The organism is Streptomyces sp. ALB3, from assembly GCF_044385685.1.
Taxonomy (GTDB): domain Bacteria; phylum Actinomycetota; class Actinomycetes; order Streptomycetales; family Streptomycetaceae; genus Streptomyces.
On sequence record NZ_JBISCE010000040.1, the window covers coordinates 85,033 to 97,454 of the forward strand.

Below are 12,422 nucleotides of genomic sequence, written 5' to 3' on the forward strand. Positions count from 1 at the left end.
GGTTCATGACCGGCCTGCCGCACGCAGCCCCGTGCCGGCACCCGCCACGGCGATCGCACCATGGACATCGGTGCGCAGGACCTTCGCTCCCGTCGCTTCCAGTGCATCGACCGTGCGGGCCGCCGGATGACCGTACGGGTTGTCACTACCGCAGCTGATCAGCGCGAACCTCGGGCGGGTGCTGCGAAGGAGCGCGGCGTCCTGGTGGGCGGAGCCGTGGTGCGCGACCTTGAGTACGTCCACCCGGGGCAGTGCCGGATGGCTGCGCAGCACCCCTCGCTGGGCAGGGGGTTCGAGATCGCCGAGAAGCAGCAGGGTGAGCGGGCCGGACCGGACGAGGAGGGTGACGCTGGAGTCGTTCGGCTCTTCGGTCACGTGGACCGGTGCCGAGCCCGGCGCGCCCGTCGTGGGCCACAGCACCTGCCAGTCGAGCGGGCCCGTTCGGCGTCGCTCCCCCGGGGTTGCCCGGATCATCGGGATACGTGCCGCCGCGGCCGTTCTTTTCACGAAGGCCGCCTGCTCCGGTGGTTCGTCGAGGCTCGTCGTCTGGATCGCACCGACCTCTCGGCCCCTCAGCACACCCGGCAGGCCGCGTACGTGATCGGCGTGGAAGTGGGTCAGCAGGAGAAGGGGCACACGAGTGATGCCGAGGTCGCGCAGACATCGGTCCGCCAGACGAGGCTCGGGGCCGGCGTCGACGACCACTCCCGTACCGTCCCCCGCGGCGAGGACCATGGCGTCTCCCTGTCCGACGTCGCACAGCGCGAAGGCCCAGCCCGGTGGAGGCCATCCCGTCACGAGCCGGGTGAGCGGTACGGGTCTCAGCACCGCGAGCACCAGCAGAAGTGCGGCCGCCGAACACACCCACGGGTGGCGGGCCAGGCGGCGGGCGGACAGCACCAGCAGGGCCGTGAGGAAGGCCAGGAGGGCCGCACCTCGCCAGCCGCCCGGCCAGTCGAGCTCCGCCCCCGGGAGCGCGGCCCCGGTACGGGCCACGGACGCGATCCATCCGACCGGCCAGCCGGCGGCCCCGGCCAGCGCTTCCGCCACCGGCATGGACACGGGTGCGACGGCGAGGGTGGCGAAGCCGAGGACCGTCGCGGGTGCCACCGCGAATTCGGCCAGCAGGTTGCAGGGGATCGCCACCAGGCTGACCCGGGACGCGAGGACCACGACCACGGGCGCGCAGACCGCCTGAGCGGCCCCCGCGGCGGCCAGCACCTCGGCGAGCCGCACCGGCACCCCGTGCCGTTGAAGGGCGGCGCTCCACCTCGGTGCGAGGGTCAGCAGCGCTCCTGTGGCGAGTACGGACAGCAGAAACCCGAAGCTTCGGGCCAGCCAGGGGTCGTACAGCACCAGCAGCAGGACGGCGGCGGCCAGAGCCGGGATCAGTGATCTGCGACGGCCCGTCCCGATGGCGAGGAGCGTGATCAAGCCGCAGGCAGCCGCACGCAGGACGCTCGGCTCCGGACGGCAGACGATCACGAAAGCGAGCGTTACCCCGCCACCGGTGAGGGCGGTCATGCGCAGCGAGATGCCCAGGCGGGGCGCCAGGCCGCGGCGTTCGCTGCGCAGCGCCGTACCCGGTGGGCCGATGAGGAGGAAGAGCAGGATCGACAGGTTGGCTCCCGACACGGCCAGCAGGTGGGTGAGGTCGGTGGCTTTGAAGGCGTCGTGCAGATCGGGCGGTACCCGCGAGGTGTCGCCGACCACCAGGCCCGGCAGGAGCGCCCGCGCATCCGCGTCGAGCCCGTCGGTGGCCTCTCTCAGGCCGGACCGCAGGCGCCCTGCGGCACGTTGGAGAACGGTGGGCTCCTCGGTGACCCGCGGTGGGTCGTCCGCGTCGGTGCGCAGGACGGCAGCGGCACGCTCCCCCTCATGACGCGGTGGTGCGAGCCGCCCGCCGATGCGGAGGCCTGTCGAGGGCAGGAGGCGCTGCCACTGCTCTGCCTCGTCCCCCGGAGCGACCATGAGGAGGACCGGAGTGCGGAGCTCGGTGACCGTACCGTCGTGGGCGGTCAGTTGGTCGATCTCCGCGTCCAGCAGAAGGGACACGGGTGTGCTGTGATCGCCCTGCACCCGTGGCCGGGTCTGCCGGGCGTCGGACGTGACGGTGACCTCCACGTCGACCCTCGCGTACGACTCCGCCAGTCCGGGAACAGGGCCGCTGCGGGAGTCCGCGCCATGGAACCCGGCCGCCGCCGCCCCGGCCGCCGCGCACAGCAGCACGCCGGCCACGGCGGTGACGCGTGTCCCCGATCGCCGGGGCGGCCCCGCTCCCCCTGGGACTCCGTCCACCTGCCCTGCGTGCCCTGAACGCCCTGCCGGTCTCACCGAACCCGGACGTCCCTCCTGACCGGCCGGCCCCCGGGCTACTGCTCGCGCCATGATGCGGGGTGCGGCGAGAAGGCAGAGGCCGGCACATGCGCAGAAGACGGCCACGGCCGTCACCCACCGGCCCGACGCTCCCAGCGCCAGGACGGCTGCCGCCCACGCCGCCAGAGCGGGCGGGACCAGCCGCAGATCAGCCGGAGCCTCCTGTCGCGGGTCGGCGGCCCCCAGCCGCCCCACGTGCACATGGACGCCGGGACCGTGCGCCGCGTCGCTGTCCGGACCGTTCATGGCGTGACCAGCGGCCGGAGGTCCGCGAACCGGCGGTCCCCGATGCCGTTGACCTCGCGGAGCTCGTCGACGGAGCGGTAACCGCCGTGCTCGGTCCGGTAGTCGACGATGTGCTGGGCGAGCACCGGCCCGACGCCCGGCAGGGTCTCGAGCTGCTCGACGGTGGCCGTGCCCAGGCTCACCGTCGCGGCCGGCCCGGTCTGTCCGGCCGTGGCACCGCCTGCTCCTGTTCCGCCCACGGGTGGCGGTGCGGCGGGCACGCCCACCGCCACCTGCTCGCCATCCGTCAGTACACGTGCGCGGTTGAGCCCGGTGGTGTCGGCGCCCGCGCGGACTCCGCCCGCTGCCCGCAGGGCATCCGCGACGCGGGAGCCGGCCGGCAGATGCTGGATTCCCGGTCGGCGCACCTTGCCGCTCACATCGACGACGATCTGACCGTGAGGGGAGGCACCGGTCCGTGGCCCTGTGGCCGGTACGGGGGCGGGGCCGCCGGGCAACTGAGCGCTCGACGCCCCCGGCCCGCCCGCCTGGGCCGCGGCCTCCGCGACCCGGTCGGGAGCACGCACCTCCTGGGGTCGGGCCGACCAGAAATGCGCTGCCGCGAGTACCGCCGCCCCGACCAGGACGACGGCGAGAGCGGCGAGAGCGCGTGTCTCCAGTCCGCAGCGCAGCTGCAACCACAGGGGCAAGCGGTCCCGGAGGGCGGGGCCGGCTTCCCGCCACCAGGCCGGCCGGTCGGCGGGTCCATGGGGCGCACCAGAGCCCGGTGGGAGTGGCGGCCCGTCCGGCGGGGCCGCTACGGAGCTCCTCCCGGGCTCCGTGCGCGGCGGCGGAGCCGCTGCCCAGGACGGAGCCGCCCGGGCGCGTCCTGGCTCGTCGGCCGGCATAGCCGCAGTGCCCGCAACCGCCTCGGTCGCAGTGGACACCATCACCGCAGTCACCGACCGGTCGGCAGCCATGAGCGCGTCCGCCCGGAGCCGGGATGCCGCCGCGATCTCGGCGTCCGGCCCTCGCGGGGTCCGGCGTCGGCGCCCGTGCCGGGCACCGGAGGCTGCCCCGGGGGATGTGCCGGCCGCTCCGCCGGGGCGGACACCGGCCCTGCGCCCGGCACGTTCCGTCGGGCGGTCCGTGCGGGGCATCCTGTGGGAGGGACGGTGTGCGGGATGAGGGACACGGTGTACGGGCGGACGTACCGGCGGATCCGGGGCTGCCCTCGCCGGCACCTCTCCCAGCCGGTGCGCGGGCGGATCCGGGGCTGCCCACGCCGGCGGATCGACCGCCCGGTGCGTGGGCTGATGGGTCCGTGGATCAAGGGACGGGTGCGTGGGCTGGTCCACCGACCCGTACGCAAGTGCGGTCGTGGTGTCGTCGGCCGTGCTCTGGCGGTCGGCGCCGGGGCTGGATGCGGGGAACGTCCGGAAGGTCATGGCCCAAGACGCTAGGCACTTCTCCCGGATTTCGCCGCACTGCCCGAATTACGGTGGATAAGTCATCAGTTGTGGATAACTTCATCATCCGCCGGAGTGGGTCAGCGGGGTGCGACCACCGCTGCGAGCAGCCCCGGCCCGGTATGCGCACCGATCACCGCCCCCACCTCGCTCACATGCAGATCGACAAGCCCCGGCACCCGCCTGCGCAGCCGCTCCGCCAGCCGTTCGGCCCTGTCAGGAGCGGCCAGGTGGTGGACGGCGAGGTCGACGGCACCCGTGCCTGCCCGTGCGGCGACGATCTCCTCCAGGCGTGCGATCGCCCTGGAGGCCGTCCGCACCTTCTCCAACATCTCGATACGCCCGTCGTCGAGTTGGAGCAGCGGTTTGACGGCCAGCGCCGACCCCAGCATCGCCTGGGCGGCACCGATGCGACCGCCTCGTCGCAGGTAGTCCAGCGTGTCCACGTAGAAGAACGCCGATGTACCCGCCGCCCGCTTCTGCGCCGCCGCCACCGCCTCGTCCAGGTCGCCACCCGCGTCGGCGACCTCGGCCGCGGCGAGCGCGCAGAAGCCCAGTGCCATGGCGACCATGCCGGTGTCGACCACGCGCACCGGCACAGGCGCGTCCTTGGCGGCGAGGACGGCGGCGTCGTACGTGCCCGAGAACTCGGCCGACAGGTGGAGGGAGACGATGCCGGTGGCCCCCGCGTCCGCCACCGCGCGGTACGCGGCGGCGAAGACTTCAGGGCCGGGCCGCGACGTGGTCACGGAGCGGCGCTTCTGCAGAGCAAGCGCCAGCGACCGGGCAGAGATCTCCGTGCCCTCCTCCAGGGCCTGGTCACCCAGGACGACGGTCAGCGGCACCGCGGTGATGCCGTGCCGTTCCATCGTCTGTGGCGGCAGGTAGGCCGTTGAATCGGTGACGATCGCGACATGGCGGGACATGAGCCGGAGGTTACCTTCCGGGGCGGGGGCACGGCAGCCCGGGACCGCCCTGCTGATGGATACCGGTCCGTCCCGGGTTCTGTCCTTGACACGTCTGAGGTGTCAGGCGCATCCGGAGCACGGCCGGACGGCGCACGCGACCGCTGGACCCGCCTGGCCGGGTCCGTGTCGCCGCTGCCGTCAGTTCGTGGTCTCCGGCCTTGCGGACTTCTGCCACGGATAATCCGTACGCAGCCGCGGGTCAGGAGGGGTGAGGGAGGGCGGCGTCTCCGCTTCCGCCGGTCCGCTCCAGCTGTGCCCGGCCGCCTGCTCCTGTGCCGCCCGCCCTGGCGCCGACGGCTCCTCGGTCGTCCAGTGCCGCAGGGCTCCGGCCTCCAGGTCGATCTGTGCGTTGAGCGCGGCCAGATCGTCGTCGGCGAACTGCCTGGCCCGGTCACGCGCCGCCCAGCGCAGCGACTCCGCCGAGTGTGTGATGCGCTCCGTACGCTCCTTCAGGCCCGGCAGCAGGGTGGCCACCGTCGCCCGGTCCGGCTCGCGTTCTAGCCGCTTGAGCTCGTTGTCGAGCTCGCGTCCGTGCGCGCTCAGACGCTCGAAGAGTCCCAGCGACTCGGAGAGGGACGCGTCGTCCGCCGCTCCGGCCTCCAGCGCTTCCTGGGTGGCCCTCATGGAGGTGCGCAGCGACAGCCGCAACTGCGCGAGCTCTCCCGGCACGCCCGGCTGTCCGTAGCTCTTGGCCCGCAGGGTGGTGTCCTCCACCGAGCGGCGCGCCTGTGTGATCGTCCGGTCCACTCCGCGCTTGGCCGCGCGCACCGTCTTCACACCGGCGTACACCCCGAGTGCCATGAACGCCACGAACAACAGCGTCAGGATCAGGATCACGGCTTCCATGAACGCCCCTCGGTTGTCGAAACGGCTGCCGGTGTGCGGTCGCCCTTCTACCGTAAACGGAACGGGCAGGTCGAGGGTTCCGCAGGAACCCTCGACCTGCCCGTAGGGGAAAGCCCTGGCACGTCCGCGAGGCCGGCCCGGAGCCACCGGGTGGACGCTCGGGGACCACCCGCGCCGTTACGCGGGGACGATGTTGACCAGCTTCGGCGCGCGCACGATGACCTTGCGGATACCGGCTCCGCCCAGTGCGGCCACGACGTTGTCGTCGGCCAGGGCCAGCGCTTCCAGTTCCTCGTCCGAGATCGACGGGGAGATCTCCAGGCGCGCCTTCACCTTGCCCTTGACCTGCACCACACAGGTCACGGTCTCGTCGACGACGTACGCCGGGTCGGCGACCGGGAAGTCGTGGTGCACGACCGAGTCGGTGTGACCCAGTCGACGCCACAGCTCCTCAGCCACGTGCGGCGCCAGCGGGGCGACCAGCAGCACCAGCCGCTCTGCGACGGACCGCGGCAGCGGCCCGCCCGCCTTCGTCAGGTGGTTGTTCAGCTCGGTGACCTTGGCGATGGCCGTGTTGAACCGCATGCCTGCCATGTCCTGGCCGACGCCGTCGATGGCCTTGTGCAGCGCACGCAGCATGTCCTCGGCCGGCTCGGTGTCCACGACCGTGACCTCGCCGGTCCCCTCGTCCACGATGTTGCGCCACAGCCGCTGCAACAGCCGGAACTGGCCGACCACGGCCCGGGTGTCCCACGGGCGCGAGACGTCCAGGGGGCCCATGGCCATCTCGTACAGCCGCAGGGTGTCCGCCCCGTACTCCCCACAGATCTCGTCGGGTGTCACGGCGTTCTTCAGGGACTTGCCCATTTTGCCCAGGACGCGGCTGACCTTCTCGCCGGCGTGGTAGTACGCCCCGTCGCGCTCCTCGACCTCGGCGGCCGGGACCGCGATGCCGCGGCTGTCCCGGTAGACGAAGGCCTGGATCATCCCCTGGTTGTACAGCTTGTGGAACGGCTCGGCGGACGAGATGTGCCCCAGGTCGTGCAGCACCTTCGACCAGAAGCGGGCGTACAGCAGGTGCAGAACCGCGTGCTCCGCGCCGCCGACGTACAGGTCGACACCACCGGTCGGCTGCCCCTCGCGCGGCCCCATCCAGTACTGCTCGATCGCCGGGTCGACCAGTCGCCGGTCGTTGTGCGGGTCCAGGTAGCGCAGCTCGTACCAGCAGGAACCCGCCCAGTTCGGCATGGTGTTGGTCTCGCGGCGGTACTTCCGCGGGCCGGCACCGTCTCCCAGGTCCAGGGTGACGTTGACCCAGTCGGCGTTCCGTGACAGCGGCGTCTCGGGCTGGGTGTCGGCGTCCTCCGGGTCGAAGGTGCGCGGCGAGTAGTCCTCGACCTCGGGCAGTTCCAGCGGCAGCATCGACTCGGGCAGCGGGTGGGCGATGCCTTCCTCGTCGTACACGATCGGGAAGGGCTCTCCCCAGTAGCGCTGGCGGCTGAACAGCCAGTCGCGCAGCCGGAAGTTGACAGTGCCTTCGCCGACCCCGCGCTCCTGCAGCCATTCGGTGATCCTCGCCTTGGCCTCCACGACGCCCAGGCCGTCCAACGAGATCTCCTCGTTGGCGGAGTTGACCAGTTTCGCGTCGTAGGAGGCGAAGGCGTCCTCCCAGGTGGAGGCGTCCGTGCCCCGGTCGTCCGACGGCTCGACGACACAGCGCATCGGCAGCTCGAAGGCGCGCGCGAAGGCGAAGTCGCGCGCGTCGTGCGCCGGTACGGCCATGATCGCGCCGGTGCCGTAGCCCATCAGGACGTAGTCCGCGATGAAGACGGGTACCTGCTCGCCACTGACCGGGTTGGTCGCGTAGGCACCGGTGAAGACGCCGGTCTTGTCCTTGGCCTCCGCCTGGCGTTCCACATCGGACTTGGCCGCGGCCTGCTTGCGGTACGCGGTGACGGCCTCGGCCGGGTTCGGGTGGCCGCCGGTCCACACCGGGTGGGTGCCCTCGGGCCAGGCCGCGGGGATGATCCGCTCGACCAGCTCGTGCTCGGGTGCCAGCACCATGTAGGTCGCACCGAACAGGGTGTCCTGACGGGTGGTGAAGACGGTGATGTCGCCGGCTCCGTCGACGGGGAAGTCGACGCGCGCGCCTTCGGACCGGCCGATCCAGTTGCGCTGCTGCAGTTTGATGGCCTCGGGCCAGTCCAGCCCGTCCAGGTCGTTCAGCAGCCGGTCCGCGTAGGCGGTGATACGCATGTTCCACTGGCGCAGCTTGGCCTTGAAGACCGGGAAGTTGCCGCGCTCGGAGCGTCCGTCTGCCGTCACCTCTTCGTTGGCCAGCACGGTGCCCAGCCCGGGTGACCAGTTGACGGGCGCGTCCGAGGCGTACGCCAGGCGGTACTGGCCCAGGACGTCGGCGCGGTCGGCGGCGTTCAGCGCGCTCCACTCACGGCCGCCGGGGACCGGACGCTCACCGCTCTCGAACTGGGCGACCAGTTCGGCGATCGGGCGGGCCCGGTCGGCCTCGGTGTCGTACCAGGAGTTGAAGATCTGCAGGAAGATCCACTGGGTCCACTTGTAGTAGTCCGCGTCGATCGTCGCGAACGAGCGGCGCTTGTCATGGCCCAGACCCAGCCGGCGCAGCTGGACCTTCATGTTCTCCATGTTGGCCTCGGTGGAGACCCGCGGGTGCGTGCCCGTCTGCACGGCGTACTGCTCGGCCGGCAGCCCGAACGCGTCGAAGCCCAGGGTGTGCAGGACGTTGTGCCCGGTCATGCGCTGATAGCGGGCGTAGACGTCGGTGGCGATGTAGCCCAGCGGGTGGCCGACGTGCAGACCGGCCCCGGAGGGGTACGGGAACATGTCCATGATGAACTTCTTGGGCCTGGCGGCCAGCTCCGGATCGCCCGCCAGATCACCGGTCGGGTTGGGGGCCTCGTACGTCCCCTCGGCGTCCCAGAAGTCCTGCCAGCGTGCCTCGATGTCGGCGGCCATCGCTGCCGTGTAGCGGTGCGGCGCGGCCACCTCGGCCGCGGTATTCGTCTCGCTCATGATCCTCAAAGCTCCATCGATCGTCATCTGCCGGCGCCCACGTCTACGGACACACGTCTACGGAAACGAAAAATCCCCTCGCACAGGAGGGGACGCCGCGCCGAGTCCGACCAGGCATTCTCACCGGTCGGGAGTGATCAGCGCGGCTCGCTAAGCAGAAGGCGTACGGCACGCATGGCGTCAGGGTACCGCACGGGCCCGGCCACCGGCCCGGCACTCACGCGCGGGGGGCAGCCGTACCGGCTCCCTCACCCCGGAGCCGACAGTCACGCTATCCGTGCGAAGCTTCCACACGACCCACACACTCCGGAGGTTACTCCGCGTACTGCCTCCTATCGGGGCAACACTTCAAACCGCGTACCGGCCGGTATCCGGCGACCTAGCATGCGGCAACGGGACCGCTTTGCCGAGCCGTTCGGAGTCGCCCCCCATGAAGCCTCATCGCAGGATCCGCTCCTCCCCCTCCCCCAGTCCCGGTCAAGGAATGAGCCGCCCGGTGCAGGGCGGACTGACCGTAGCGGCGCTGGTACTCATCCCTCTGCTCGCCGTCGCGGGGAGCGACGGCATGCGCGCCGCGTTCGACTTCACCACCGGCGTCCTGACGCTGGTCTCCCTCACCGCGGCTGTGGCCTGGGGTCTGCTGGCCACCGACCGGATGTTCCTCTCGACACGTCAGCGGCTCATCTGCCAGGGCATCCACCGGGCCGCCGCCGTCACCTCGCTCGGCTTCCTCCTGCTGCACGGCACCGTGAAGGTCGCCCTCGGACACGTCGGACTGCTCGGCGCCCTCATACCGTTCGGCACGGGCGTGAGTGGCACCGCGGGTCTCATCGGCTTCGGCTCCCTGGCCGGGTTGCTGATGATCACCGCGGCGGCGACCGGTGCCATGCGGAGCGCCTTCGCGACTCCGGGCAGGATCGCCGGCCGGTGGCGTGCGCTGCACGCGCTGGCCTATCCGGCGTGGTGCTCCGCACTGGTGCACGGACTGTACGCGGGCAGGCAGCCCGCTACCTGGGTCGTCGTGATGTACATGCTCTGCCTGACGGCAGTGGCCGCCGCACTCGCCCTGCGTCTGCTTCCCGGACCGGCGAAGCGGCTGCTCACCGAACTCGTCATCGGCCTGACCGGCCCCGTCGCCCCTCCGTCCGCATCCGACCCGGTCCTACGCGCCGCTCCACTCCCGGGCTCGGAACACGGGCCGCCGTCCGGCCGCGGCCTGCCACCCGACGCGCCGGGCTGGGGCGAGGACGACCGCGGGGCACGCGGCACCCCGGTCCGCCCCAGGACGCTCGCCGCCCCGGCTCCCGGAGCCGCCGCCTACGGACCGGGGGACGCGCTCCCGCAGTACGGGCAGGAGCAGTACGGGCAAGAACAGCACGGGCGGGAACCGTACGGGCACCAGCAGTACGGGCAGGGTCTGCATGATCATCAGCAGTACGAACCTCCTCCGCGCGGCTCCGAGCGCCTCACCCCCGGCCCCGTCCCCGCCCCGGCGCCGCCCACCGGCCCCCGGCCCGGCATCTCCGCGGCGTACCGGGCCGTCTCCCGGCCTCCCGGCCTCCCACCGGAGCGGGCGGACGACCGCTGGCCCGCACCGTCCCCCCCGCCCCCCGCACAGGCCCTCAGGCCCGCGTACGCCCCGCCTCCGGTCCCCACCCCGGAGACCGGTCAGCTGCCGGGCCCGCTCTATCCGCCCTCGGCGGGAGAGCCCTGGCACGCACCAGCAGGAGACCGTCCTTGAACGTCCCCCTCCCCGATGTGCCCGAGGTCCGCGTCGTCGGTCTCCCCCAGCTGACCACCGGCTTCGACCTGGTGGAACGCCTCGACCTTGCCATGCACCTGAAAGTGCACGGCCCGCTCGAACCCATGACCGGTGAGCGGCTGGCCGAACTGACGGAGTCCGTCTCGCTGCGTGGCCGGGGTGGCGCGGGTTTCCCCTTCGGGAAGAAGCTGCGCGCGGTCGCGAAGGCCTCCATACGGCGCGGAGTGCGGCCCGTCGTCGTGGTCAACGGCAGCGAGGGGGAGCCCGCCTGCCGCAAGGACACGGTGCTGCTCAACCGCGCCCCGCACCTCATCCTTGACGGCGCCCTGCTCGCGGCCGAGGCACTCGGCGCGCGCACGCTGGTCGTGGCCGTCACACGCAACTCCACGGAGATCTCCGTCCGTACCGCCCTGGCCGAACGCGGGCTGTCCGACCGGCGCGGGCAGCATCTGCGCGCCCGGGTGGTGCGTACCCCGGAGCGCATGGTCTCCGGAGAGGCCTCAGCGGTCATCCGGGCGGTGAACGGCGGCCCCGCCCTGCCGCCCGGCCGCCGCGAGCGCGCCGCGGAGTCCGGCGTGGCCGGCGCCCCGACCCTCCTCTCCAACGCGGAGACCTACGCACAGCTCGCGGTCGCCGCCCGGCTGGGTGCACACCGCTACGGGCACACCGGCCTGGCCGACGAGCCCGGCACGGTCCTGCTCACCGTGTCGGGCGCGGTGGCGCGCCCGATGGTGATCGAGGTGCCCACAGGGGTGCCTCTGCGCTACGTCCTGCAACTGGCCGGCGCGCCGCCCCTGCCCCAGGGAGTGCTCACCGGCGGCTACCACGGCAACTGGATCGATGCGATCGCCTCGCACGACGCCATGGTCTCCAGAGCCTCTCTGGCCGCGGCGGGCGGCGCGCTGGGTGCCGGCGCCATCCTGCCGATCGGGCCGGAGACCTGCCCGCTCGGGGAGTCGCTGAGGATCGCGAACTGGCTGGCCGCCGAGACCGCCGGCCAGTGCGGCCCCTGCAGGCTGGGGCTGCCCGCCGCCGCGGGCGGCCTCTCCGACGTACTGAACGGGGGTGGTCCCGCGGCCCTGGAGGCCCTCCGCGAGGTGACTCAGGCCGTCAAGGGGCGCGGGGCGTGCAAGCACCCCGACGGTTCCGCCCGGTTCCTGGCGTCCACGCTCTCCGCGTTCACGGACGACCTCGCCGCGCACGTGCTGGACGGCGGCTGCGGACGGGAGACCATGGGAGTTCTGCCGTTGCCCGCCCCCGGGTACGAGGAGCTTGAGGAGTCCGTCCCGAGCGGCGAGAAACTGACGGTGGACTGGACGCTCTGCCAGGGGCACGGTCTGTGCGCGGACATCGTCCCGGAGCTCATCAGGCTGGGACCCGACGGCTATCCGGCGCTCGCGGACGCCGCCGTTCCGATGCACCTGCGAGGCCGGGCACAGCGTGCTGTGCGGCGGTGTCCGGCCCTGGCTCTGCGCATCGAGCAGGCGCCGGCCGACCGGCCCGCGCTGCCGAGCGCCCAGCGCAGGGCCCTGGGCAGCGGACGCGGCTGACCCCCCTTCCCGGTGACGCGCGGAGACAGGCACGACGAGAAGCGGGCCATCCGATGTCGGATGACCCGCTTCTCTCCTGTGGAGCTAAGGAGAATTGAACTCCTGACCTCCTGCATGCCATGCAGGCGCTCTACCAACTGAGCTATAGCCCCGTGCTTTCACCGCCCGGTTCCCC

Annotated in this window: 7 protein-coding genes and 1 tRNA gene; 2 read left to right on the forward strand and 6 right to left on the reverse strand. The window is 72.3% G+C overall.

Annotation, left to right across the window (positions count from 1 at the left end; all coding sequences use genetic code 11):
- Window positions 1-3 precede the first annotated feature (3 nt).
- The 5 genes from ACHFIV_RS26150 to leuS form a co-directional block, all read right to left on the reverse strand.
- The gene (locus tag ACHFIV_RS26150) at window positions 4-2,622 is read right to left on the reverse strand and encodes a ComEC/Rec2 family competence protein (protein ID WP_398973748.1); all 2,619 of its coding nucleotides are present in this window, start codon (window positions 2,620-2,622) and stop codon (window positions 4-6) included.
- Window positions 2,619-3,311: a helix-hairpin-helix domain-containing protein gene (locus ACHFIV_RS26155; protein ID WP_398973751.1), complete on the reverse strand. Its 693-nt coding sequence runs from the start codon at window positions 3,309-3,311 to the stop codon at window positions 2,619-2,621. The genes ACHFIV_RS26150 and ACHFIV_RS26155 overlap by 4 nt, the downstream gene beginning before the upstream one ends.
- 839 nt (window positions 3,312-4,150) lie before the next feature.
- Window positions 4,151-4,996, reverse strand: a complete 846-nt coding sequence (locus tag ACHFIV_RS26160) for a DegV family protein (RefSeq protein WP_398973753.1) — start codon at window positions 4,994-4,996, stop codon at window positions 4,151-4,153.
- A 180-nt stretch (window positions 4,997-5,176) separates the two neighbouring features.
- Window positions 5,177-5,884, reverse strand: a complete 708-nt coding sequence (locus ACHFIV_RS26165) for a hypothetical protein (RefSeq protein WP_398973756.1) — start codon at window positions 5,882-5,884, stop codon at window positions 5,177-5,179.
- 177 nt (window positions 5,885-6,061) lie between these two features.
- Window positions 6,062-8,935, reverse strand: a complete 2,874-nt coding sequence (gene leuS, locus ACHFIV_RS26170) for a leucine--tRNA ligase (protein WP_398973759.1) — start codon at window positions 8,933-8,935, stop codon at window positions 6,062-6,064.
- Between the two features lie 484 nt (window positions 8,936-9,419).
- Between leuS and ACHFIV_RS26175 the strand changes: the two genes are divergently transcribed.
- Window positions 9,420-10,676, forward strand: a complete 1,257-nt coding sequence (locus ACHFIV_RS26175) for a hypothetical protein (RefSeq protein WP_398973761.1) — start codon at window positions 9,420-9,422, stop codon at window positions 10,674-10,676.
- Window positions 10,673-12,247: an NADH-ubiquinone oxidoreductase-F iron-sulfur binding region domain-containing protein gene (locus tag ACHFIV_RS26180; RefSeq protein WP_398973764.1), complete on the forward strand. Its 1,575-nt coding sequence runs from the start codon at window positions 10,673-10,675 to the stop codon at window positions 12,245-12,247. Before ACHFIV_RS26175 ends, ACHFIV_RS26180 begins: the two co-directional genes overlap by 4 nt.
- Window positions 12,248-12,326: 79 nt before the next feature.
- On the opposite strand, the gene ACHFIV_RS26185 is transcribed toward ACHFIV_RS26180, so the two are convergent.
- A tRNA-Ala gene (locus ACHFIV_RS26185) sits at window positions 12,327-12,399 on the reverse strand.
- Window positions 12,400-12,422 lie beyond the last annotated feature (23 nt).